General features: G+C 67.5%; 22 protein-coding genes and 1 pseudogene. 16 read left to right on the top strand and 7 right to left on the bottom strand.

The genetic code is table 11. From position 1 onward, the window contains the following. The first annotated feature begins 27 nt into the window (after window positions 1-27). The 8 genes from infB (at window position 28) to truB (ending at window position 8,951) form a co-directional block, all read left to right on the top strand. On the top strand, window positions 28-2,952 hold the full coding sequence (infB, locus tag BLV94_RS11195; RefSeq protein WP_072937878.1) for a translation initiation factor IF-2: 2,925 nt from the start codon (window positions 28-30) through the stop codon (window positions 2,950-2,952). A 101-nt stretch (window positions 2,953-3,053) separates the two neighbouring features. Next, window positions 3,054-3,344 (top strand): DUF503 domain-containing protein, encoded by a 291-nt coding sequence (locus BLV94_RS11190; RefSeq protein WP_072937879.1) that lies wholly within the window; start codon window positions 3,054-3,056, stop codon window positions 3,342-3,344. Between the two features lie 113 nt (window positions 3,345-3,457). Next, a complete protein-coding gene (rbfA, locus tag BLV94_RS11185) occupies window positions 3,458-3,946 on the top strand; it encodes a 30S ribosome-binding factor RbfA (protein ID WP_015890370.1) in 489 nt (162 codons plus the stop codon). 11 nt (window positions 3,947-3,957) lie between these two features. Next, window positions 3,958-4,959, top strand: coding sequence for a DHH family phosphoesterase (locus BLV94_RS11180; protein ID WP_072937880.1), 1,002 nt, complete (start codon window positions 3,958-3,960; stop codon window positions 4,957-4,959). Between the two features lie 12 nt (window positions 4,960-4,971). Continuing rightward, window positions 4,972-6,360, top strand: coding sequence for an MATE family efflux transporter (locus BLV94_RS11175; RefSeq protein WP_072937881.1), 1,389 nt, complete (start codon window positions 4,972-4,974; stop codon window positions 6,358-6,360). 1 nt (window position 6,361) lies between these two features. Continuing rightward, on the top strand, window positions 6,362-7,291 hold the full coding sequence (locus BLV94_RS11170; protein ID WP_072937882.1) for a metallophosphoesterase family protein: 930 nt from the start codon (window positions 6,362-6,364) through the stop codon (window positions 7,289-7,291). Continuing rightward, the gene (gene npt, locus BLV94_RS11165) at window positions 7,288-7,971 is read left to right on the top strand and encodes a 4'-phosphopantetheinyl transferase Npt (RefSeq protein ID WP_072937883.1); all 684 of its coding nucleotides are present in this window, start codon (window positions 7,288-7,290) and stop codon (window positions 7,969-7,971) included. The genes BLV94_RS11170 and npt overlap by 4 nt, the downstream gene beginning before the upstream one ends. Window positions 7,972-8,033: 62 nt before the next feature. Next, window positions 8,034-8,951, top strand: a complete 918-nt coding sequence (gene truB, locus BLV94_RS11160) for a tRNA pseudouridine(55) synthase TruB (protein WP_072937884.1) — start codon at window positions 8,034-8,036, stop codon at window positions 8,949-8,951. Between the two features lie 4 nt (window positions 8,952-8,955). On the opposite strand, the gene BLV94_RS11155 is transcribed toward truB, so the two are convergent. Continuing rightward, window positions 8,956-9,669 carry a metal-dependent transcriptional regulator gene (locus BLV94_RS11155; protein WP_143051390.1) on the bottom strand — a complete coding sequence of 238 codons (714 nt, stop codon included), beginning with the start codon at window positions 9,667-9,669 and terminating at the stop codon, window positions 8,956-8,958. Window positions 9,670-9,845: 176 nt separating this feature from the next. Between BLV94_RS11155 and BLV94_RS11150 the strand changes: the two genes are divergently transcribed. The 3 genes from BLV94_RS11150 to BLV94_RS11140 all read left to right on the top strand — a co-directional run bounded on the left by BLV94_RS11150 (window position 9,846) and on the right by BLV94_RS11140 (window position 13,787). Further along, window positions 9,846-10,820: a bifunctional riboflavin kinase/FAD synthetase gene (locus BLV94_RS11150; protein WP_025432373.1), complete on the top strand. Its 975-nt coding sequence runs from the start codon at window positions 9,846-9,848 to the stop codon at window positions 10,818-10,820. A 110-nt stretch (window positions 10,821-10,930) separates the two neighbouring features. Then, window positions 10,931-11,200, top strand: coding sequence for a 30S ribosomal protein S15 (rpsO, locus tag BLV94_RS11145; protein ID WP_005240682.1), 270 nt, complete (start codon window positions 10,931-10,933; stop codon window positions 11,198-11,200). Window positions 11,201-11,513: 313 nt separating this feature from the next. Continuing rightward, window positions 11,514-13,787 carry a polyribonucleotide nucleotidyltransferase gene (locus BLV94_RS11140; RefSeq protein ID WP_015890378.1) on the top strand — a complete coding sequence of 758 codons (2,274 nt, stop codon included), beginning with the start codon at window positions 11,514-11,516 and terminating at the stop codon, window positions 13,785-13,787. A gap of 82 nt (window positions 13,788-13,869) precedes the next feature. Here BLV94_RS11140 and BLV94_RS11135 read toward each other — a convergent pair whose 3' ends face one another. Further along, entirely contained in the window at window positions 13,870-14,307 is a 438-nt protein-coding gene (locus BLV94_RS11135) for a protein-tyrosine phosphatase family protein (RefSeq protein ID WP_072937992.1), read from the bottom strand. Between the two features lie 177 nt (window positions 14,308-14,484). Here BLV94_RS11135 and BLV94_RS11130 point away from each other — a divergent pair, with 177 nt between their 5' ends. Further along, window positions 14,485-15,417 carry a LysR family transcriptional regulator gene (locus BLV94_RS11130; RefSeq protein ID WP_072937886.1) on the top strand — a complete coding sequence of 311 codons (933 nt, stop codon included), beginning with the start codon at window positions 14,485-14,487 and terminating at the stop codon, window positions 15,415-15,417. A 43-nt stretch (window positions 15,418-15,460) separates the two neighbouring features. On the opposite strand, the gene BLV94_RS11125 is transcribed toward BLV94_RS11130, so the two are convergent. The 5 genes from BLV94_RS11125 to BLV94_RS11105 form a co-directional block, all read right to left on the bottom strand. After that, entirely contained in the window at window positions 15,461-16,294 is an 834-nt protein-coding gene (locus BLV94_RS11125; RefSeq protein ID WP_072937887.1) for a carbohydrate ABC transporter permease, read from the bottom strand. Further along, a complete protein-coding gene (locus tag BLV94_RS11120) occupies window positions 16,284-17,243 on the bottom strand; it encodes a carbohydrate ABC transporter permease (protein ID WP_174705458.1) in 960 nt (319 codons plus the stop codon). Before BLV94_RS11120 ends, BLV94_RS11125 begins: the two co-directional genes overlap by 11 nt. A gap of 10 nt (window positions 17,244-17,253) precedes the next feature. Continuing rightward, a complete protein-coding gene (locus BLV94_RS11115) occupies window positions 17,254-18,114 on the bottom strand; it encodes a metallophosphoesterase (protein ID WP_072937888.1) in 861 nt (286 codons plus the stop codon). Further along, window positions 18,111-19,487: an ABC transporter substrate-binding protein gene (locus tag BLV94_RS11110; protein WP_072937889.1), complete on the bottom strand. Its 1,377-nt coding sequence runs from the start codon at window positions 19,485-19,487 to the stop codon at window positions 18,111-18,113. The genes BLV94_RS11115 and BLV94_RS11110 overlap by 4 nt, the downstream gene beginning before the upstream one ends. Window positions 19,488-19,562: 75 nt before the next feature. Then, entirely contained in the window at window positions 19,563-20,669 is a 1,107-nt protein-coding gene (locus BLV94_RS11105) for an ABC transporter ATP-binding protein (protein ID WP_083395551.1), read from the bottom strand. Between the two features lie 518 nt (window positions 20,670-21,187). Here BLV94_RS11105 and BLV94_RS11100 point away from each other — a divergent pair. The 4 genes and pseudogenes from BLV94_RS11100 (at window position 21,188) to BLV94_RS50835 (ending at window position 23,328) form a co-directional block, all read left to right on the top strand. Continuing rightward, window positions 21,188-22,366, top strand: a complete 1,179-nt coding sequence (locus BLV94_RS11100) for an inorganic phosphate transporter (RefSeq protein ID WP_072937890.1) — start codon at window positions 21,188-21,190, stop codon at window positions 22,364-22,366. Between the two features lie 24 nt (window positions 22,367-22,390). Next, a complete protein-coding gene (locus tag BLV94_RS11095; RefSeq protein WP_072937891.1) occupies window positions 22,391-22,654 on the top strand; it encodes a hypothetical protein in 264 nt (87 codons plus the stop codon). Further along, window positions 22,561-22,971 (top strand): annotated as a pseudogene (locus BLV94_RS50840) (DUF3349 domain-containing protein); the annotation flags it as partial. The gene BLV94_RS11095 and the pseudogene BLV94_RS50840, both read left to right, overlap by 94 nt. Window positions 22,972-23,010: 39 nt before the next feature. Continuing rightward, the gene (locus BLV94_RS50835) at window positions 23,011-23,328 is read left to right on the top strand and encodes a DUF3349 domain-containing protein (protein ID WP_244163840.1); all 318 of its coding nucleotides are present in this window, start codon (window positions 23,011-23,013) and stop codon (window positions 23,326-23,328) included. Window positions 23,329-23,343: the final 15 nt, after the last annotated feature.

Below are 23,343 nucleotides of genomic sequence, written 5' to 3'. Positions count from 1 at the left end.
TGCTCGACCTCATCAGTGAGGAGAGCAGTGGCAGGCAAGGCCCGCGTGCACGAGTTGGCTAAAGAACTCGGTGTCACAAGTAAAGAACTACTCGCAACGCTCAAGGAGCAGGGCGAGTTCGTGAAGTCGGCGTCCTCCACAGTGGAGGCGCCCGTCGCCAGGCGTCTGCGGGAGTCCTTCCCGTCGGCGAAGTCGGCCGATTCCGCAGCCCGTCCGGCTGCCAAGCCCGGCGCGCCCGCGCCGAGCGCCCCCGTGACCTCGGCCAAGCCGGGCGGACCCCGTCCCGGCCCCAAGCCGGCAGCCCCGGCTCCGGCCGCACCCGCTGCAGCAGCACCCGCGCCCACTCCCGAGGCTCAGGCCCCGGCACCGGCCGCACCCGCAGCGAGCGCAGTCACCCCGGCCGCACCGGCGAGCAATGCTCCCAAGCCCGGTCGCCCCACCCCGGCTGCCCCGGCTCCGGCCGCACCCGCAGCCCCGGCCGCCCCGGCGGCGGCCAGTGCTCCCGCGGCTCCGTCCACGGGCGCCAAGCCCGGCGGACCCCGTCCCGGCCCGAAGCCCCCGCGCGTCGGTAACAACCCGTACTCCTCGGCTCCGGCCGAGCGTCCGGCACCCCGTCCCGCTCCCGGCGCGCCGCGTCCGGGTGCACCCCGTCCGGCTCCCGGCCAGGGTGGACCTCGTCCGGCACCGGGTCAGGGCGGACCTCGTCCGGCTCCCGGTCAGGGTGGACCCCGTCCGGCTCCCGGCCAGGGCGGTCCCCGTCCGGCACCGGGTCAGGGTGGACCTCGTCCCAGCCCCGGCTCGATGCCTCCTCGCCCCAACCCGGGCGCGATGCCCGCTCGTTCGGCACGTCCCGCTCCCGGCGGTCGTCCCGGCCGTCCCGGCGGAGCCCCCGGCGGTCGTCCCGGTGGCGGCGGCGGTGGATACCGCGGCGGCGGAGCCCCCGGTGCCGGCGCAGGCGCGCCCGGTGGCGGAGCACCCGCAGGTGGTTTCCGCGGTCGTCCCGGTGGCGGTGGACGCCCCGGTCAGCGCGGTGCGGCAGCAGGTGCCTTCGGTCGTCCCGGTGGCGCCCCGCGTCGTGGTCGCAAGTCGAAGCGTCAGAAGCGCCAGGAATACGATTCCATGCAGGCGCCCGCCGTCGGCGGCGTGCGGTTGCCCCGTGGCAACGGCGAGACCATTCGCCTCGCCCGCGGTGCTTCCCTGTCGGACTTCGCGGAGAAGATCGACGCGAACCCCGCAGCGTTGGTGCAGGCACTGTTCAACCTCGGCGAGATGGTGACGGCGACCCAGTCGGTCAACGACGAGACGCTGGAACTGCTCGGCGGCGAGATGAACTACGTCGTCCAGGTCGTCAGCCCGGAGGACGAGGACCGCGAGCTGCTCGACAGCTTCGACCTCACCTACGGCGAGGACGAGGGCGGCGAAGAGGACCTCGAGTCCCGGCCGCCGGTGGTCACCGTCATGGGCCACGTCGACCACGGTAAGACCCGACTGCTCGACACGATCCGCAAGGCCAACGTCCGTGAGGGCGAGGCCGGCGGCATCACGCAGCACATCGGTGCCTACCAGGTGCTGACCGAGCTCGACGGCAACGAGCGTCTCGTGACGTTCATCGACACCCCCGGTCACGAGGCCTTCACGGCCATGCGTGCCCGTGGTGCCAAGGCCACCGACCTCGCGATCCTGGTCGTCGCCGCCGACGACGGCGTCATGCCGCAGACGGTGGAAGCGATCAACCACGCCCAGGCGGCCGACGTGCCGATCGTGGTCGCGGTGAACAAGATCGACAAGGAAGGCGCGAACCCGGACAAGATCCGGCAGCAGCTCACCGAGTACGGACTGGTCACCGAGGAATACGGCGGAGACACCATGTTCGTCGACATCTCGGCGAAGCAGGGCACCAACATCGACGCGCTGCTCGAAGCAGTGCTGTTGACGGCGGACGCCGCCCTGGACCTGCGGGCCAACCCGGACATGGACGCTCAGGGTGTCGCCATCGAGGCGCACCTCGACCGTGGACGCGGCCCCGTCGCGACCGTGCTCATCCAGCGCGGAACGCTGCGGGTCGGCGACTCGATCGTGGCCGGCGACGCATACGGACGTGTGCGCCGCATGGTCGACGAGCACGGCGACGACGTGCTCGAGGCCCTGCCCTCGCGTCCCGTCCAGGTGGTCGGCTTCACGTCGGTCCCCGGTGCAGGCGACAACCTGCTCGTGGTCGACGAGGACCGCATCGCCCGTCAGATCGCCGACCGGCGCAATGCGCGGAAGCGCAACGCTCTGGCCGCGAAGAGTCGCAAGCGCATCAGCCTCGAGGACCTGGATTCGGCTCTCAAGGAGACGTCGCAGCTCAACCTCATCCTCAAGGGCGACAACTCGGGAACCGTGGAGGCCTTGGAAGAGGCGCTGCACGGCATCGAGATCGACGACGAGGTGCAGTTGCGGGTCATCGACCGCGGTGTCGGTGGCGTCACCGAGACCAACGTCAACCTGGCCGCTGCGTCGAACGCGATCATCATCGGGTTCAACGTGCGCGCCGAGGGCAAGGCGACCGAGTTGGCGAACCGCGAGGGCGTCGACATCCGGTACTACTCGGTGATCTACCAGGCCATCGACGAGGTCGAGAAGGCTCTCAAGGGCATGCTCAAGCCGATCTACGAAGAGGTCGAGCTGGGCAAGGCGGAGATCCGCGCGATGTTCCGTTCGTCCAAGGTCGGCAACATTGCCGGTTGCCTCGTCACCTCGGGTACCATCCGTCGCAATGCGAAGGCCCGGCTGCTGCGTGACAACACGGTTGTCGCCGAGACCGTCACCATCTCCTCGCTGAAGCGGGAGAAGGAGGACGCTGTCGAGGTACGCGAGGGTTACGAGTGCGGTTTGACGCTCACCTACTCCGACATCAAGGTCGGTGACGTCATCGAGGCCTACGAGCTTCGGGAAAAGCCGCGCGACTAGTCGCCATCCGTTTGGGGTGACGCAGCAGCGTCATCCGGCGTGCGCTTCTCCGGCCGAGTCGATCGGCCGGGGGAGCGCACGTCTCCCCGAAGGAGGAAAGTTTGTACGTCGGTGCGCTCGAGCTCGACATCTTGCTCGGTGACGTGCGATCTCTGAAAGAGAAGCGTGCAATGGTCAAACCGGTTCTGGCGGAGCTGCGACGTTACGGCGTCTCGGCGGCGGAGACCGGGGAACAGGATCGGTACCGCCGGTCGATGCTCGGCGTCACGATGGCGAGTTCGGCGGTCGATCACGTACACGAGGTGCTCGACACGTGCGAACGGCACGTCGCCGGGCTGCCGGAACTGCAGCTCCTTGCGGTCCGGCGGAGGATTTTCGGCCCCGAGGACTGATTCGGAGCGCCTTGCCCGCCCCGCCGCATGCGCGGCCCGGCGTGCAGAATGAACTACAGCTACACCGCAACTTCACAACTTATCCAGCGGCCAGGGAGAGGAGTCTGATTGTCATGGTGGATCCCGCCCGGGCACGCAAACTCGCCAAGCGCATCGGCACGATCGTCGCGACGGCGATCGACCACGAAATCAAGGACCCTCGCCTGGCGTTCGTCACGATCACCGATACCAAGGTGACGGCCGACCTTCACGACGCCACTGTCTACTACACCGTGATGGGCGCCGACCTCGAGTCCGAACCGGACCTCGTGTCCGCGGCTGCGGGACTGGAGAAGGCGAAGGGTGTTCTGCGCTCGAAGGTGGGCGCAGGCACCGGAGTCCGGTTCACGCCGACGCTGACGTTCGTCGCGGACACGGTCCCCGACACGGCGCGGCACATGGAGGAACTCCTCGCCCGCGCCCGCGCCGCCGACGACGAGGTCGCGCGGGTCGCGGCCGGTGCGTCCCCGGCCGGCGATCCCGACCCGTACAAGGAACCCCGAGTCGAGGACGCGGACGACGCCGAAGTCGACGAGCCGTCCCGTTCCCGCCAGGCGGACTGACACGAACCGACATGACCCACACTCAGGAGACGTCCCTGTCTGATCTCGATCGTCACGAGGTGTTTCTGCCGCAAGCGGTCGCCGTTCTCGAGAACGCGACGTCGGTGACGATTCTGTGTCACGTCCAACCCGATGCCGACACGATCGGCAGTGGACTCGCCCTGGCATTGGTGCTCGAGCGCAAAGGGATTCCGGTGCAGGTCGCGTTCGGCGCGCCCGATGAACTGCCGGAGTCGATGCGGGAACTGCCGGGCACCCACCTGCTGGTGCCCGCGGACCAGGTGCGCCGCAACGTCGATCTGCTCGTGACCGTCGACTGCGGGAGCGCCGGACGTCTCGGGAAGCTCGCCGGCCGGCTCGCGAACGCGGGGGAGACCCTCGTCATCGATCACCACCGGTCCAACACCCGGTTCGGTCGCATGAACCTGATCGACGAGTCGGCGGAGTCGACGACCGCTGTCGTGGCGCAGATGTTCGACGTGTGGGGTGTGGACATCGACGCAGACCTCGCGCACTGCCTGTACGCGGGTCTCGTGACCGACACCGGTTCGTTCCGCTGGGTGCAGCCCGGCACCCACACTCTTGCGGAGCGGCTCCTCGCCACCGGCATCGACGGGGCCCGCATCGCCCGTCGCCTGCTCGACACCCACCCGTTCGGCTGGCTGCCGATGCTGTCGTCGGTGCTCGGATCGGCGACGCTCGTCCCCGAGGCGGCGGGCGGGCGGGGACTCGTCTACGCCGTCATCCGGCAGGCCTACGTCGGGGATCTGCGCTCGGAAGAGATCGAGAGCGTCATCGACATCGTCCGGACGACGTCCGAGGCGGAGGTCGCGGCCGTCCTCAAGGAGGCGGTGGACGGCACGTGGTCGGTGTCGCTGCGGTCGAAATCCGACGTGGACGTCTCGGTCGTCGCCGGGTACCTCGGCGGCGGCGGTCACCGGTTCGCCGCCGGCTACACGGCCGTGAACTCTGCGGACGAGATCGTGAACTCGCTCGTCGAATCGCTCGGCTGAGGTCCGAAATCGTTGGCTGAGGTTTCGGAAGTCACGGGCGACGCGACCGCCCGGACGGTGTTCGGGCTGGCGTTGCCGGCGCTCGGTGTGCTCGCGGCCGAACCGATCTATCTGCTCTTCGACATCGCTGTCGTCGGCCGTCTGGGTGCGCTGGCGCTCGCGGGTCTTGCCGTCGGTGGCCTCATTCTCGCCCAGGTCAGCACCCAGCTGACGTTCCTGTCCTATGGCACGACGGCGCGCGCGTCCCGCATGCACGGGGCCGGCGACGAGCGCGGCGCGGTCCGGGAGGGTGTCCAGGCCACCTGGCTGGCACTGGGCATCGGCGCGCTGGTGATCGCGCTGGTCCAGCTGTTCGGACGCCCGGTCACGTCGGCGATAGCGGGTGGCTCCGACATCGCGGCGGCCGCCGGGAGCTGGTTGCGGATCGCGGTGTTCGGCGCCCCGCTGATCCTCATCGCGATGGCGGGCAACGGCTGGATGCGGGGTGTGCAGAACACGGTGCGGCCCCTGCGTTTCGTGATCGCCGGTCTGGTCGTGTCGGCTGTGGCCTGCCCGGTGCTGGTGTACGGATTGTGGGGCGCGCCGCGGCTGGAACTCGAGGGTTCGGCGGTCGCGAACGTGACCGGGCAGGCCGTGTCCGCGAGTCTGTTCGTCGGGGCGCTGGTGGTGGAGCGGGTGCCGTTGCGCCCGCGGTGGCACGTCATGCGCGCCCAGATGGTTCTCGGCCGCGACCTGATCCTGCGGAGTCTGGCGTTCCAGGCGTGCTTCCTCTCGGCCGCCGCCGTCGCGTCCCGGTTCGGCGCCGCCGCGGTCGCCGCCCACCAGGTGGTACTGCAGCTGTGGAACCTCGTGGCCCTCACCCTCGACTCCCTGGCGATCGCCGCGCAGGCGCTCGTCGGTGCCGCACTCGGTGCCGGGCACGCTGCAGGCGCCACGCGACTGTCGTGGCGCATCACCCGGTGGTCCACGATCTTCGCGGCCGGACTCGCCCTGATCTTCGCCCTCGGTCACGGCGTGATCCCCGAACTGTTCACCTCCGACCGGGCCGTGCTCGACGAGATGGCGGTGGCGTGGTGGTTCTTCGTCGCGATCATGCCGGTGGCCGGCGTCGTGTTCGCGCTCGACGGAGTGCTGCTCGGGGCCGGGGACGTCGCCTTCCTCCGGAACGCCACGCTGGCCTGCGCGCTGGCCGGGTTCCTGCCACTGATCTGGCTGTCGATGCTGAACGACTGGGGCCTGGCGGGAATCTGGACGGGACTCACGGTGTTCTTAATTCTTCGGATGCTTGCGGTCGTGTGGCGGGTCGGATCGGGCCGCTGGGCAGTGGTCGGGGCCGACCTGCAGGCACGGCACGGATCGGACAGCGATCCGGCGGCGGAGCACGATCGGAAAGGTGGTTGACGTGGCACCCAAACTGATGGCGGTGAGCGACACCCATGTGGGGCACCGGGGAAACCGCCCGATCACCGAGGACATCTACCCGGACTCGCCCGAGGACTGGCTGATCGTCGCCGGGGACGTGTCGGAGAAAACCGACGACATCCGGTGGGCGCTGAAACTTCTGCGGAGTCGTTTCGCGCAGGTCATCTGGGTTCCCGGCAACCACGAACTGTGGACGACGGCGAAGGACCCGGTGCAGATCCACGGCGCCGCCCGCTACGACTACCTCGTCACCATGTGCCGCGAGATCGGGGTCATCACCCCCGAGGACCCGTTCCCGGTGTGGGAGGGGGAGGACGGCCCGGTCACGCTGGTCCCGATGTTCCTGCTGTACGACTACACGTTCCTGCCCGACGGCGCCACCACCAAGGAGGAAGGCCTCGCGATCGCGCGGGAGAAGAACGTGGTGGCCACGGACGAGTTCCTGCTGTCGAGCGAACCGTACGGAACCCGGGACGCCTGGTGCCGCAACCGCGTCGAGACGACGAAGGCCCGGCTGGACGCCCTCCCCGCCGGCACCCGCACCGTTCTGATCAACCACTTCCCGCTGGTGCGTCAGCCCACGCAGGTGCTGTGGTACCCGGAGTTCTCGCTGTGGTGCGGCACCGAACTGACCGCGGACTGGCACACCCGGTACAACGCCGTCTGCGCCGTGTACGGGCATCTGCACATTCCGCGCACCACCTACTACGACGGGGTGCGGTTCGAGGAGGTATCGCTGGGCTACCCGCGGGAGTGGCAGCGGCGGGGACTCCCGGACAACCTGCTGCGGCAGATCCTCCCGGTGCCGGAGTATCCGCCGGGCACGCTGAACAAGTGGGGCGGCCACTTCAAGGTCACTCCCGAACAGGAAGCCGAAGTGGAGAAGATGCGGGCGAGGGGGGCCCTGTGATCGAGAGAATTCTGCCGGCCGGCGTGGTGTCCTCCGAACTGTTCGAGGACCCGGCGGGGCTGCGTCCGCACCCGCAGGAGGAGGCGCTGATCGGGCGGGCGGTGGAGAAGCGGCGACGCGAATTCACCACCGCACGCCACTGCGCCCGCCTCGCGATGACGAAGCTGGGTGTGGACCAGGCCCCTGTTCTGCGGGGCGACAAGGGTTCCCCGGTGTGGCCGCGCGGCGTGGTCGGAAGCCTCACCCACTGCGACGGTTACCGCGGCGCGGCGCTCGGCTACGCGATGCAGGTGCGGTCCGTCGGCATCGACGCCGAACCGCACGCCGCGCTGCCCGACGGGGTGCTGGACGCGGTGAGCCTGCCCGCCGAACGCGACTGGCTGTCGGGTGCGGCGGACTCCGGGCAGTGGCGCTCGGCGACCGGCGGTCCGGTGCACCGGGACAGGCTGCTGTTCTGCGCCAAGGAAGCCACGTACAAGGCGTGGTTCCCGCTCACCGCCCGGTGGCTCGGGTTCGAGGACGCGCACATCACGTTCGAGGCGTCCGGCGACGGCACCGGCACGTTCCATTCGGATCTCCTCATCTCCGGGGAGACCATCGACGGACCACCGCTGGCGTCGTTCGACGGACGGTGGATGGTGTCCGACGGACTCATCATCACCGCCATTGCGGTGCACTGATTTTGGGACTGTGCGGTGCACTGATTTCGATGCCGTGACGGCGGCTGGCAGAATCGGGCCTCGTGTCTGCACGTGAAAAGCCCTCTTCCGGTCTCGTCGGCGCCGGACTGCTCATCGTCGACAAGGACGCGGGCGTCACCAGCCACGACGTGGTGGCCCGGTGTCGCAAGCTACTCGGCACCCGGAAGGTCGGCCACGCGGGCACTCTGGACCCGATGGCCACCGGGGTGCTGGTGCTCGGTGTGGAGCGGGCGACGAAGCTGCTGGGGCTCCTCGCGCTGACGACCAAGGCGTACACGGCCACGATTCGGTTGGGGCAGGCCACCACCACCGACGACGCCGAGGGTGACGTCGTCGCGTCGGCCGATGCGTCCGGCGTGAGGGACGAGGAGATCGCGGCGCAGGTGCGCACCCTCACCGGGGACATCCAGCAGGTCCCGTCGAGCGTCAGCGCCATCAAGGTGGACGGCCGGCGGGCGCACGCGCTGATCCGCGCGGGTGAGGAGTTCGAACTCGCGCCCCGGTCGGTCACGGTGTCCCGGTTCGAGGTGATCGCGAGGCGCACCGAGGGCACGTTCGTCGACCTCGACGTCGAGGTGGAATGTTCGTCCGGAACCTATGTGCGGGCGCTCGCCCGTGATCTGGGGATCGCGTTGATCGGTGTCGGCGGGCATCTCACGTCGCTGCGACGGACCCGGGTGGGACCGTTCACTCTCGAGCACGCGCGCACTCTGGAACAGCTGGCCGAGGAGCCGGGCGTCAGTTTCGACATCGACGCCGCCGCGCAGACCGCGTTCCCGCACCGGCAGATCGACGCGGACGAGGCCGAAGCGATCAGTCAGGGCCGCTGGCTCGAGCCGATCGGAATCAAGGGCGTCTACGCCGCGATCGATCCGAGTGGGCACACGATCGCGCTGCTCCAGGAGCGGGGAAAGCGGGCGAGTTCGGTGATGGTGGTCCGTCCCGCGACCCTGAGGTAGCGGCTCACACCAGCCAGATGGCCTGGGCTGCGGGGTTTCCGAGCTCGACGGTGTCCTCCTGGACGCCGATCCGGACCGACACGGTGCCGGCGTAGTCGCGTCGCTCCAGCACCGTCACCGTCACGTCCAGTGCCACACCCACCGAATCGAAGTACCGCAGCATGGCCGGGTCGGAGTCCGAGATGCGGGCGATGCGGCCGCTCTCGCCGTTGACGAAGTCGCTGAGCTGACGCGCCGGGGGAGTGGGCACCGACCCGTCGACCGCGGGAATCGGATCGCCGTGCGGATCGCGTTCGGGATGGCCGAGCTTGGCGTCCATCCGGGAGATCATCAGATCCGAGACGGCGTGCTCGAGCACCTCCGCCTCGTCGTGCACCTCGTCCCAGCCGTAGCCGAGTTCGTGCACCAGGTACGTCTCGATGAGGCGGTGCCTGCGGACCATTCCGACGGCCGCCACGCGCCCCGCCTCGGTCAGGGCGATCGACCCGTAGCGGGCGTGGTCGACGAGGCCCTGATCGGACAGTTTCCGGATGGCCTCCGACACGGTGGACGCGGACACCCCGATCTTCTCGGAGAGCAGTTTCGTGGAGACCCGCTCCTGCGACCACTCCTGAACGGTCCAGATGACCTTCAGGTAGTCCTGCGCCACTGCCGAGAGCGCCCCGGTCTCGGAGGTCGAGTCCTCGGTCACGCTCTGGTCATTCTTGTTCACGGCCACGCCAACGAGCTTAGGCAAGTCTTACCGGCGAGACACATCGACACACCTGATCCGTCCCCGGGGGACGTCACCGTCGACCGCGAACCGCGAGGTCGTGACGTTTCCCGGCCACGCCGGACCGCCGGACAGTCGGTCCGAAGATGAACATCGGCGCGCGGCACCGTAGGCTGCCACTCGTGCTGAGATGGCGTGGTCTCGACGAGGTTCCTGCCGATTGGGGTCGTTGTGTTCTCACGATCGGCGTATTCGATGGCGTGCACCGAGGTCACGCCCAATTGATCAGTCGAGCGGTGGCGGCTGCCCGCACGCGTGGAATACCCAGCGTGCTCATGACTTTCGATCCTCATCCGATGGAAGTGGTTCGTCCGGGCAGTCATCCCGCCCAGCTCACGACGCTGGCCCGCAGGGCGGAGCTCGCGGAGGAGCTGGGCATCGACGTGTTCTGCGTCATGCCGTTCACCGCCGAATTCATGAAGCTGACGCCGGAGCGGTACGCCCACGAGATCCTCGTGGAGCGCCTGCACGTGGCGGACGTCGTCGTCGGTGAGAACTTCACGTTCGGCAAGAAGGCCGCGGGCAACGTCGACCTGCTGCGGCAGATCGGCGACCGGTTCGGTTTCGCGGTCGACGGTGTGACGTTGCTCGCAGAGCATGCGGTCACGTTCTCGTCCACCTACATCCGCTCCTGCGTGGACGCCGGCGACATGGCCGCCGCGACGGAGGCGCTCGGCCGCCCGCACCGTGTCGAGGGCGTCGTCGTCCACGGCGACGGTCGCGGACGCCAGCTCGGGTACCCGACCGCGAACGTCGCGCCGCCGATGTACGCCGCGATTCCCGCGGACGGTGTGTACGCCGCCTGGTTCACCGTGCTCGGGCACGGAGTCGACCTGGGCACCGTCACCTCCGGTGAGCGGTACATGGCTGCGGTGTCGGTGGGTACCAACCCGACGTTCTCCGGGCGGACGCGCACCGTGGAAGCCTTCGTCCTCGACCGGGAAGCCGACCTGTACGGCCAGCACGTGGCCGTCGACCTCGTCGAGCGCCTCCGCGGGATGGAGAAGTTCGATTCCGTCGACGACCTGATCGTCGCGATGGGCAAGGACGCCGAGCGTGCGCGCGCGATCCTCGCCGCATCGGAGGACGTGCGGTAAAGCACCCGCATTTCAGCTGGTAAAGTAGACCGCTGGCGTGCGCTGCGGTTCGCGGCGGCCGCGCCGAGTTTCGATCCTTGCACGCGAACGTCATCACCAGGAGTGAACCAGTGGCATTGACCACCGAAGAGAAGAAGCAGGTTCTGAGCGAGTACGGCCTGCACGAGACCGACACCGGTTCGCCGGAGGCGCAGGTGGCCATGCTCACCAAGCGCATCGTCGATCTCACCGAACACCTCAAGATGCACAAGCACGACCACCACTCCCGCCGCGGCCTCCTGCTGCTGGTCGGACGCCGTCGTCGTCTGCTCAAGTACGTCCAGAAGGTCGACATCGAGCGTTACCGCTCGCTGATCGAGCGTCTCGGCCTGCGTCGCTGAGTTTCGCAACATCGCGATCATTTCGATCGCAAATCACTCCGGTAGCCGGCGGGGCCTTGCTTAGACTGGGCCTCGCTGGCTATCGGTGTTAGCTGCCGAGGGCAGCACTACCGTATGCACCCGAGAATGTGGTGTCGGTCTTCGGTAGTGGTCTTCCGGACACGGTCCGGCGGACTTCGATCGACGGCCGCCTCCGCACAGTGACATCCCGAGAACTCGAGAGGGGGATGTCCCTCAGGTGCGCAGTTCTCGCCAGGAGGGTGAGAACGCCCCCGCGGGTACGGCGAAGACGAGAGGGAAGTGAAAAGAAGAGATGACAGAGAATTCCGCAGTAGAAGTCGATGAGGGCGTGTTCGAATCCACCGCCGTGATCGACAACGGGTCCTTCGGAACCCGCACCATTCGTTTCGAGACCGGTCGCCTCGCGCAGCAGGCCGCCGGCGCCGTCGTCGCCTACCTGGACGACGAGACGATGCTGCTGTCCGCGACGAGCGCCAGCAAGCACCCCAAGGAGCACTTCGACTTCTTCCCCCTCACGGTGGACGTCGAGGAGCGCATGTACGCCGCGGGCCGCATCCCCGGCTCGTTCTTCCGTCGTGAGGGCCGCCCCTCCACGGACGCGATCCTGACCTGCCGCCTGATCGACCGGCCGCTGCGTCCGTCGTTCGTCGACGGCCTGCGCAACGAGATCCAGGTCGTGGTCACGGTGATGAGCCTGAACCCGCAGGACCTGTACGACGTGGTCGCGATCAACGCCGCGTCGGCCTCCACCCAGATCGCCGGACTGCCGTTCTCCGGCCCCGTCGGTGGCGTGCGTGTCGCACTCATCACGTCGGACGAGAACAAGGCCGGCCAGTGGGTCGCATTCCCCACCGTCGAGCAGCTCGAGAACGCCGTCTTCGACATGGTCGTCGCCGGTCGCATCGTCTCCGGCAGCGGTGACGACGCCGACGTCGCGATCATGATGGTCGAGGCCGAGGCCACCGACAACGTGATCTCCCTGATCGACGGTGGCGCACAGGCTCCCACCGAGACGATCGTGGCCGAGGGCCTCGAAGCCGCCAAGCCGTTCATCGCTCGCCTGTGCACCGCACAGCAGCAGCTCGCGGTCAAGGCGGCCAAGCCCACCGGTGACTTCCCCGTCTTCCCGGCGTACCAGGACGACGTGTTCGCCGCCGTCGAGGCCGCCGCAGCGGAGAAGCTCAGCGCGGCGCTGACCATCGCCGGCAAGCAGGAGCGCGACGACAAGACCGACGAGGTCAAGGTCGAGGTCCTCGAGCAGGTCGCCCCGAACTTCGAGGGACGCGAGAAGGAACTCGGCGCGGCATTCCGCTCGCTGACGAAGAAGCTGGTCCGTCAGCGCATCCTGCGCGACCAGTTCCGCATCGACGGCCGCGGCATCACGGACATCCGTTCGCTGTCGGCCGAGGTCGCCATCGTTCCGCGTGCCCACGGCTCCGCTCTGTTCGAGCGCGGCGAGACCCAGATCCTGGGTGTCACCACCCTCGACATGGTGAAGATGGCGCAGCAGGTCGATTCGCTCGGACCCGAGACGACCAAGCGGTACATGCACCACTACAACTTCCCGCCGTACTCCACCGGTGAGACGGGACGCGTCGGTTCGCCGAAGCGCCGCGAGATCGGTCACGGCGCGCTGGCGGAGCGGGCTCTCATGCCCGTGCTCCCCAGCGTCGAGGAATTCCCGTACGCCATCCGTCAGGTCTCGGAGGCCCTCAGCTCCAACGGCTCCACCTCGATGGGCTCCGTGTGTGCGTCGACGCTCGCACTGCTCAACGCCGGTGTGCCGTTGAAGGCTCCGGTCGCCGGTATCGCCATGGGCCTCGTCTCCGACCAGGTCGACGGTGAGACCCGTTACGTCGCGCTCACCGACATCCTCGGTGCCGAGGACGCGTTCGGCGACATGGACTTCAAGGTCGCGGGCACGAAGGACTTCGTCACGGCTCTGCAGCTCGACACGAAGCTCGACGGCATCCCGTCGAAGGTCCTCGCCGGCGCGCTGTCGCAGGCAAAGGACGCGCGGGCCACGATCCTCGAGGTCATGGCCGAGGCCATCGACACCCCGGACGAGATGAGCCCGTTCGCCCCGCGCGTCACGGCCATCAAGGTCCCCGTCGACAAGATCGGTGAGGTCATCGGCCCCAAGGGCAAGATGATCAACTCCATCACCGAGCAGACCGGCGCCAACATCTCCATCGAAGATGACGGCACCGTGTTCGTCGGTGCGACGGACGGCCCGTCCGCGCAGGCCGCGATCGACATGATCAACGCCATCGCCAACCCGCAGCTGCCGAAGGTCGGCGAGCGCTTCCTGGGTACGGTCGTCAAGACCACCGCCTTCGGTGCGTTCGTGTCGCTCCTCCCCGGCCGCGACGGGCTGGTGCACATCTCGAAGCTGGGCAGCGGCAAGCGCATCGCCAAGGTCGAGGACGTCGTGAGCGTCGGCTCGAAGTTGCGTGTCGAGATCGCCGACATCGACAACCGCGGCAAGATCTCGCTGATCCCCGTCGAGGAAGACGGCGCTGCGGCTCCGGCCGAGCAGAGCGAAGAGGCGGCTGCCGAGAAGTAGTCTTCTCCCGGTCACCACGCCGGCGGCCCCGCACGAATCTGTGCGGGGCCGTCGGCGTTCTCGGTCGTGCCGGTGGGTCGTGTCAGGATGCGGTGGTGAACCGTCCGACATACCGCCGCTGCCACGGCGTCTCGACCGCGTGACGGTGATAGTGCTGCCGGACGAACGCGACGGCATCCTTCGCAGGCACCCCGTCGAGCACGGCGATGCAGGCGAGGGCGGTGCCCGTCCTGCCGCGGCCGCCCCCGCATGCCACCTCCACTCGCTCGGACGCGGCGCGGCGCCACACCTCGCCCAGCGCATCCACAGTGTCGCGGCGGTCCCGGGGCAGTGCGAAGTCGGGCCACCGGACCCACCGTGAGTCCCACTGCACCGGCGGCGGTGTGCGCCCCAGCAGGTACACGGCGAAATCGGGCAGGGGGCCGTCGGGGAGTGGTCGTCGCAACCCCCGGCCGCGGACGAGGCGCCCGGACGGCAGGCGGAGGATTCCGGGAGCGTCGGCATCCCAGGTGTCGATCATGGTCGTCACTCTATGCGGGGAATCTGTCCTCATGACGCGCCCGGCCTCGTTCATGCATGCATCACGTTTGCGGCTCTCACCGTGTTTTCGCAGTTCACCCGCGGTTACGCCTCCTCGCTAGCCTTGCAGCACGAGCTACCGGACATCGAGGCGGCGCATGGCGTCGAGGAGTGACCAATGGAGTTCAGACATCTAGTCTCATTCATCACCATCGCCGAGGAACTACATTTCGGACGGGCGGCGTCACGGCTGCATCTCACCCAGCCGTCCCTCAGTGCGCAACTGCAGAAGCTCGAGAAGTCTCTGGGTGTGCGACTCGTCGCGCGGAGTTCGCACGAGGTCAAGTTGACCTCTGCAGGCCAGGAATTCGAGGCTCAGGCCCGGTTGATCGTCTTCCAGATGGAGAAGGCCGCGCAGATTGCAAAGGCCACCGCGGAAGGGCGCTCGGGAACCCTGAACATCGGATACAACATGCCGGCGAGCCGGCACGTGCTGCCGTCCGCGCTCGCCAAGATGAGTGCCGTGCATCCGGATGTCGTGGTCTCGTTGTGGGAGAAGCGAACCGGACCGCAGCTTGCGGGCCTCGCGGACGGCACGCTCGACGTGGCTCTCGTGTACGGGCATCCGAGGACGGCGGACTTCCGGTACCGGCTGGTCCTGCGGAAGATTCCGCTCGTCGCGGTCGTGGGCAAGGGGCATATCTGGGCTGGACGCGCCGCGGTCCCGTTCGCCGAGTTGGCGAATCAGGCGTGTGTGATCTTCTCGCGCGATCAGTGTCCGGCCATGTACGACTCGATCTTCGGTGCGGCGTCGGACAGCCGGATCTCGCTCGACGTCGCTCAGACCGCCGATGATCCGGGCGCGACCGCGCACATGGTGTCGGTCAAGCCGTTGGTCGGATTCGCGTCGCTGCCGCGCGCCAGTTCGGGAGGACTCGGTGCGATGGGCGCGAATTCGGTGGCGGTGAAATTGTTCGATCCGATCCCGACGATCGACCTGTGTGCGGTATGGCGAACGGCCGAGGCGAACTCTGCCGTGTTCTCATTCCTCGACTGCATCGACGATTTCGACGAATTGAAACGCAGCGATCGTGGCCTGGTCGCTATGTGATTTCGGCTGTGTCTCCGGCTGGGTATCCGCAGTCTTTCGAGTCCTATTTCAGCCCGGATCGAACGAAGGCGTTGACGATGTGCCGCTGCAGGACGACATAGAGCGCGAACACCGGCAGGCACGCCAGCCCGGCGACGGCCATCATCGGCCCCCAGTCGTTGCCCTCGGTTCCCATGAAACTCCGCAGCCCCAGCTGAACGACGGAATTGCTGCGCTGCAGGACCACCGCGGGCCAGAAGTACTCGTTCCAGGCATTGATGAACAGCAGGATCGCCAAGGCCGCCAGCGCGGGACGCAGATTCGGTACCACGACGGTCCAGAGAATGGACCACGAGGATCGGCCGTCCAGCTTTGCCGCCGCGACCAGTTCCTTCGGGAAGCCGGCCATGTGCTGGCGGAGCATCAGGACCCCCAGCGCGGAACACAGGGTCGGCACGATCACTCCCGCGAGGTTGTTGACGAGTCCCAGCTGGTACAGCAGCACGTAGTTGGGAAGCATCGTGACCTGGAACGGCACCAGCCAGGTTCCGACGAATGCGAGGTAGAGCAGGCGTTGGAAGCGGAACGAATACATCGCGAACGCGTACGAGGCGAGCAGCGCGACGAGGAGCTGACCCGCCGCCGAGACCGCCGCGACTGCGAACGTGTTGGCGAGCAGGCGGATCACGTCGACCTTCTCGGTCGCGTCCACATAGTTGCCCAGTGACAACGGCCACGGTACGGGGGAGAGGGAGCCGACGTCGTCGGGGCGCCGCAGTGACGTTGCGAGCAACCAGTAGATGGGAAATGCGCACACGAAGGTGATGGCGAAGAGGACGGCATGTCCCCGCGCCCGCCGCCACAACGGTTCGGGTACGACTGCCTCGCTAGTCGTCATGGAACGAGATCCTTTCCGAGATCCACACGAGCACACCGGCAACGAGACCGAATCCGACGAACAGCATGATGCCCGCGGCGGCACTCAGGCCCGCGTCGAAGCTGTGGAACCCGTAGTCCCACAACAGGTAGTAGATGTTCGTCGTCGCCTGTGACGGTCCGCCCTGAGTGAGGGTGTCGATGAGTGGGAACGTCCACTGGGCGCTCAGCAGCACGGTCATGAGTCCGAGGAACACCAGCGTGGGCGACAGCAGCGGCAGCGTGATCCACCAGTCGATCTGGCGCCGCGTCGCACCGTCGACCTGCGCGGCCTCGGCGTAGTCCCCGCTGACGCCGGCCATTCCGGCGGACACCACGAGCACGGCGAAACCCATGAAATGCCATCCGGTGACGGCGACGATCACCCACGGCGCCGAGGCAGGTTCGTGGATCCAGTTGGTGTCCGAGCCCAGCACCCGGTTCACGATCCCGGCGCCCGGGTCGAGGAGCCACTGCCACACGGCCGCGCTCGCGACGGGGGCGACGAGAAAGGGCGCGAAGATCAGGCTTTGGTAGACCGCCCGGGCCCGTCCGTGCACACCGCGTGTGGCGAATCCGACGACCACCGGTAGCACGAGCGTGAACGGCAGCAGACCGACGATGAGGACGACCGTCCGCCACACGGAGTCACCGACCGCGGGCAGCTCGAGCAACCGGCGGTAGTTGTCGGCGCCGACGGGAACCATGGGCGTGGTCGGAAGCAGGTTCCAGGAGTAGGTCGAGAGTTGGGCCGCCTGAGCGAGCGGGCGGTACGTCCACACGATCAGCAGCGCGACAGCCGGTGCCAGGAACAGGTACGGCTCTGCCACCCGCACCACCCTCCGCAGAGGGTGGGTACGGGTGGCAGGCACCGTCACCGGTTCCCGGACGGGCGTTGTCGCGTCGGCAAGATCCGGTACGGCGACGAACACGATGTTTCCCTCACCCCTCCTGCAGCGCGAGTGCGTGCAACCGGGCGAGCATGTCCTGCTCGGGTATGTCGTAGACCGTCTCGGCGGGAGTCGCCTCGATCGCGGTGGCGACCACCGTCGTATCGAGGACATCGATCCTGCTGAAACCGTGGCCGGCGACACCTCGGTGGCTGCCCGCCGCCGCGATCGGATCCACCCGGTAGGACAGCGCCGGACCGACCCACACCGGGATCCCCGCCACCGCCCCTGAACTCGTCAGGTGGGAATGCCCGCAGAGGATCATCCGCACATCGGATCCGGCCAGAACCGCCTCGAGCCGGTCCGGACCCTGGAGGCGAAGGTAGTCGACCGTAGCGACCGGCGACGGAATCGGTGGGTGGTGGAGTACGAGGAGCGTTCCGCGCTCACTGGGCCGGGACAGTTCCTCGTCCAGCCAGGTCAGCTGCTCGTTCGTCAGCCAGCCCGCGTGTCGACCGGGGGTGGTGCTGTCGAGGACGATCACCCGGAGACCGTGGATGTCGTGGACCGCGTCGTGTGGCGCGAGATCACGACCGCCGGAGTCGAGCCCGAGCAGTTCGGTGTGGAAGGCAGTGCGGTCGTCGTGATTGCCCATCGCGTAGATGATGTGCGCACCGAGTTCGGCGGCCGCGGGCTCGACAACCGTGCGCAATCGCCGGTAGGCCTCCGGTGCCCCGTTGTCGCTGAGATCGCCCGACAGCACGATCGCGTCGACCCGCTGCCGGGATCCGACTATCCGGTCGAGTGCGCGGGTGAGGTTGTCGAGGGTGTCGATCGTGTCGTGGACGAGGTCGCCGGCGGCGCGGATGTGGGTGTCCGTCAGGTGAATGACCGTGACGTGTGCGGGAGTCATTCGGTGGGCAGAAGCGCGGTGGCCTGCTTCTGGGCGGCTTCGAGGGTGGATTTCGGGTCGGCGTCCTGGTACACGACCGCCTCGACGGCGTCCATCATGCCGTCCCGGATCTGCAGGTAGTTGTTGCCGGGCATCGAGATCCACGGCTCCATCGAGCCGAGTTGGGCGATGTTCGGTGCGAGCAGCGGGTTCTTCTGCGACCACTCTTTCAGCCCGGCGGGATCGTCGACGAGTCCGGTGCGCAGGGGGAGGTATCCGATTCCCTGCGCGATCTTGGTGTAGGCCTCCTCGCTGGTGAGGAACTTGATCAGTTCCCAGGACGCGCGCTGCTTGGCAGGGTCGGATGCAAATGTGAAGAGGGAGGCGCCGGAGTTGGTGGGAACAGGGGTCGTGCCGGCGAAGGTGGGCATCGTGGTGGCGCGCAGGTCCCACTTGTCCTTGGCGCCCTTGACGAAGGTGCCCTGGATCGCGCTGGTCTCGAGGATCATGCCGACATCCCCGCGGGCGAAGGCCTCGTAGCCCTGCTGCTGGCTGAGCTTGGGTGTCGATCCCGACTGCACCAGGTTCTGAGCCATGTCCGCGACCTGAACGGCCGGGTCGTCCGCGAAGGTGAGCGACGACCGGTCCTCCGCGATGACACGTCCGCCGTTGGACCGGACGAGACTCTGGAAGCACCAGTCCTTCGCCGTCTTGGTCAGGCAGTCGAGGTAGACGCCGCCCTTACCGGTCTTCGTCGTGATCGTGGACGCTGCGGCCGCGACCTCGTCCCACGTCTTCGGTGGTGCCGCCGGGTCGAGACCGGCCTGCTCGAACAGTGTTGCGTTGTAATAGAACACGGGCGTCGAGAAGACGAAGGGCACGCCGTAGGTGGAGCCCTCCCAGTCACCCAGGGTGCGCGCGGTGGGGGCATACGGGTATTTCGCACCGTCGAAGTTCTTCTGCACGGAGTCTTTGCCGACGAGGTCGTCGAGCGAGTGGGCGCCCAGCTGGTGGATCGTGAAGTCCAGGTCACTGAACCCGAGCTGCGCGACGTCCGGGGGCGTTCCGGCCACGGTCTGGCTCTGGATGCTCGAGATCGTGTCGGTGGCCGGGTTCGGACTGTTGCCCTGCGGCTTCTGCGCCGTGACGGTGATGTTCGGATTCTGCTCGGTGAACTCGTCGATGAGGGCATTGAAGGTGTCGGTCCACGCGCCCGCCATACCGTAGTTGTAGCTTTCGAACACGATCGACACATTCTGGTCCGGAGCGAGTTCCGGCACCGGATCGGTGCTGCTCGCCGCGGAATCGGTGGTGGTGGTGCCGAGTCCGCCGCAGGCGGTCAGGACCAACGCGCTGGTCACCAGCACGCCCAGCCCGGGCAGGGTCTTCTTCACTGTGGTTCTCCTGTTTGTTCGTTGTGGGAGGGTCTCGTGAACGCGCCGGTGCTCATGCCACGACAGCGAGGCTGTTCATGCCACCGACAGCGAGGCACTGTGAGGCGATGCCTCGTGCTCGTGGGGACCGTGCCAGACCAGTCGGCGGCCGGTCACGGAATCGAAGAGTTGAATGTCGGCCGGGTCGACACTGAGTGCGGCGGTGTCGCCGATCCGGGCGGGAACGGGGCGCGGAGAGCGGACGCGGATGACGGTGCCGCCCACTGTGACGTGCAGGATCTCTTCGCTGCCCAGGTTTTCCGATGCGGTGACGACACCGCGGAGTTGGGCATCGGTGCCGTTCAGCCGAATGCGTTCCGGCCGGATGCCCGCGGTCACCTTCTGCGGTCCGGTCGCCGTGCCGGCGGACAGCCCCAGGGGTGCGTCGACGCCGTCGGTGACGAGGTGGAGTTCCCCTGCCCGATAGATCATTGTCGCGTCGAACAGGTTCATCGGCGGCGCGCCGAGGAAGGCGGCGACGAACGTCGATCGGGGAGTGTCGTACAGCTCGGTCGGTGTACCGACCTGCTCGACCCTGCCGTTGTTCAGCAGCGCGATGCGCGTCGCCATCGTCATCGCCTCGACCTGGTCGTGGGTGACGTAGAGGAACGTCGACCCCAGGCGGTGGTGCAAGTCGATGAGCTCGGTGCGGGTCGCGCTGCGCAACGCGGCATCGAGATTCGACAGCGGCTCGTCCATGAGGAAGGCCCCTGGGTCGCGGACCATAGCCCGGGCCAGCGCCACCCGTTGACGTTGTCCGCCGGAAAGCTGGGCGGGACGCCGATCCAGGTGATCGTGCAGACCGAGCGCCGACGCCACGGTGCTGATTCGTTCGCGGATCTCGTCCTTCGACCGCCGGCGGGCACGGAGAGGGAAGCCGATGTTCTTCGCGACGGTCAGGTGCGGGTACAGGGCGTAGCTCTGAAAGACCATCGCAACGTCCCGTCGGCGGGGCGGTGTTCCGGTGATGTCGTTCTCGCCCAGAAGGATGCGTCCCGCGGACGGACTCTCGAGGCCGGCGATCAGACGTAGCAGCGTCGACTTCCCGCACCCGCTCGGTCCCAGGAGAACCATGAACTCTCCGTCGGCGATGTCGAGGTCGATATCTCGCACGACCTCCGCAGCGCCGAACTGTTTCGACACGCCTTCGAGTCTTATCCGCGCCACCCGCACTCCTCGGTTGTTCCGTGTTCTCCGGAAGACACCACAGCAGCCGGGGGTGACGGTGCGGTGAACACCGCACCTCGAATTCCCCTCCCGGTACCGCGCCGGGCGGGGTCACGCAGCGACGATAGGGGGAGTGGGCCCGCGCGATAGAAAACGTCTCATACCTGCGCCACCCGGGCGATAGCCCGGTTCTACCGGGCTCAGTGAAAACCAGTGCAGAGTAGTGACTTTCGCTCAGCAATCCCTCCGGCCCTCCTCGTCGGAATCTGCGTGACGTTCGTCGTCTGTCTCGACACCAGCATCACCCCTGTCGCGCTGCACACACATCTCCGACGCCGCCGCGAGAGCGAGGGAAATCGGATCGCCTCGGCTGAACGGATCGTGACGTGGGTGCGCCCGTGTACCGGTCTCATTCTGATTACCCGGAGTTGAACACACCATGAACACCCAGGTGGAGTCTGGTGTGCCGGGTACGCCCCGACGAGACTGGAACAGTGAACGCAGAATTTCTCGTTCTTCTCATCGTCGTCGTCACCGCCCTCGGTTTCGATTTCACCAACGGCTTCCACGACACCGCCAACGCCATGGCCACCTCGATCGCTACCGGGGCGCTCAAACCCCGTGTCGCGGTGACACTGTCCGCGATTCTCAACCTGGTCGGCGCGTTCCTGTCGGTCGAGGTGGCGGCGACCGTTGCCAAGGGAATCGTCAACCTCACCGACACCGGCGGGCAGGCGTTGCTGATCATCGTCTTCGCGGGCCTCGTCGGTGGCATCTTGTGGAATCTCGTGACCTGGCTGCTCGGCATTCCGTCGAGTTCGTCGCACGCCCTCTTCGGCGGGCTGATCGGCGCGACCATCGCGGCCCTGGGGATGAGCGGTGTCGAGTGGTCGGGCGTGATGAGCAAGATCGTCATCCCCGCCGTCCTCGCACCCGTCGTCGCAGCTCTGGTCGCTGCCATCGGCACCTGGCTGATCTATCGCATCACCGCCGGCGTCGAGGAAAATGCCAAGGAGGAAGGATTCCGCTGGGGGCAGATCGGGTCGGCGTCCCTGGTCTCACTCGCGCACGGCACCAACGATGCTCAGAAGACGATGGGCATCATCTTTCTGGCGCTGGTGGCGCACGGCACCATCACGGCCGACACGGCGATGCCGTTCTGGGTGAAATTCTCCTGCGCCCTCGCGATCGCTCTGGGGACCTACCTCGGCGGTTGGCGGATCATCCGGACGCTCGGCAAAGGCCTCGTCGAGATCACGTCGCCCCAGGGGATGGCCGCCGAAGCCTCCTCGGCCGCGATCATCCTCACCTCCAGTCACTTCGGCTTGCCGCTGTCGACCACGCAGACGGCGACCGGATCCATCCTCGGAACGGGAATCGGCAAGTCCGGGGCGGAGGTCCGGTGGGGCGTCGCCGGACGCATGGCGATCGCGTGGCTGTTCACCCTTCCCTCCGCCGCTGTGGTCGGGGCGGTGTGCTGGGTGATCGCCGACGCCATCGGTGGACTGCCAGGTGTTCTCGTGGTGTTCGCGCTGCTCCTGGCGGCCGCAGGCGCCCTGTATCTGCGCTCGCGGCGGAACCCGATCGACACCTCGAACGTCAACGAAGAGTGGGACGGCGGTCTGACCCCGCCGTCCGAGAAGGCGCCCAGCTCGCATTCGGCTCAGGTCTGAGAGGCAGGCAACGTGGATCTGTTCATGGACACCGTGGACTCGCTCTGGCAGGTCGTTCTCATCGGCCTGCTCTTCGGCGCCGGACTGCCCGCCATCTTCGCGCTCGGAATCCGGTTCCTGTTACTGGGGGTCACGACATCCGCGGACGGAAACGGTGCCACACGGACACCGGCCGCTCTGATCGCCGGTCTGGCGTGCTTTGCGGTGGTCCTCGTCGCGATCGTCGCCGGAATACTTTTCATCATGAAGGACTTCCTCGCCCACGATTTCGGGATCACCATTTTCTGAACCCGGAAAGGACGCGTGCAGTGCCACGACAACCGATCACTTCAGTTCCGGCGAAGGTCCTGCGCTGGGTGCGCGAGGGCTATCCACACGGGGTGCCCCGCGAGGACTACGTCGCGCTGTTCGCCGTCCTGCACCGCAGGCTCACCGAAACCGAGGTGAGTGAGATCGTCGACGAGCTCTCGGCGCCGGACGGGCATGCCCTCGAGGACGGCAAGATCGACCGCGCGGAGATCGAAGAGGCCATCGCCCGCCTGGCCCATGAGCATCCCGGCGACGACGACGTCAAGCGGGTGGCATCTCGCCTCGCCGCGGGAGGCTGGCCGCTGGCTGCGCCGATCCCGGAGAAACCTCCACTCGTGAAGGCACTGCCGCCCCTGTTGACCAACATCATCGAATGGCTGCGCGCCGGCTACCCACTGGGTGTGCCCGAGACGGACTACATCCCCCTCATAGCCCTGCTGCGCCGGCGGCTGTCCGACGAGGAGGTCCGCGAGATCACCGCAACACTGGTCGAGCAGGGCGATCTCCCGATCGGCAAGCCGGACATCCAGGTGATGATTGCCGAGGTCACCGACGAGAAGCCCCTCGACGCCGATGTCGACCGGGTTCACGCCCACCTCGTGGCCGGTGGCTGGGCCATCCCGGACGAGGCGGCGATCGACGAGTCGCACTGACCGGGCGCTGATCAG

This window comes from Rhodococcus koreensis, from assembly GCF_900105905.1.
Lineage (GTDB): Bacteria > Actinomycetota > Actinomycetes > Mycobacteriales > Mycobacteriaceae > Rhodococcus_F > Rhodococcus_F koreensis.
This window is presented reverse-complemented; position numbering and strand designations above follow the sequence as displayed.

Bases quoted from the DNA above. Each gene is read 5' to 3' on its own strand.
- rbfA (WP_015890370.1), top strand. From the start codon at position 3,458: ATGGTGGATCCCGCCCGGGCACGCAAACTCGCCAAGCGCATCGGCACG.
- BLV94_RS11180 (WP_072937880.1), top strand. From the start codon at position 3,958: ATGACCCACACTCAGGAGACGTCCCTGTCTGATCTCGATCGTCACGAG.
- BLV94_RS11140 (WP_015890378.1), top strand. From the start codon at position 11,514: ATGACAGAGAATTCCGCAGTAGAAGTCGATGAGGGCGTGTTCGAATCC.
- BLV94_RS11135 (WP_072937992.1), bottom strand. From the start codon at position 14,307: ATGATCGACACCTGGGATGCCGACGCTCCCGGAATCCTCCGCCTGCCG.
- BLV94_RS11130 (WP_072937886.1), top strand. From the start codon at position 14,485: ATGGAGTTCAGACATCTAGTCTCATTCATCACCATCGCCGAGGAACTA.
- BLV94_RS11125 (WP_072937887.1), bottom strand. From the start codon at position 16,294: ATGACGACTAGCGAGGCAGTCGTACCCGAACCGTTGTGGCGGCGGGCG.
- BLV94_RS11115 (WP_072937888.1), bottom strand. From the start codon at position 18,114: ATGACTCCCGCACACGTCACGGTCATTCACCTGACGGACACCCACATC.
- BLV94_RS11095 (WP_072937891.1), top strand. From the start codon at position 22,391: ATGGACACCGTGGACTCGCTCTGGCAGGTCGTTCTCATCGGCCTGCTC.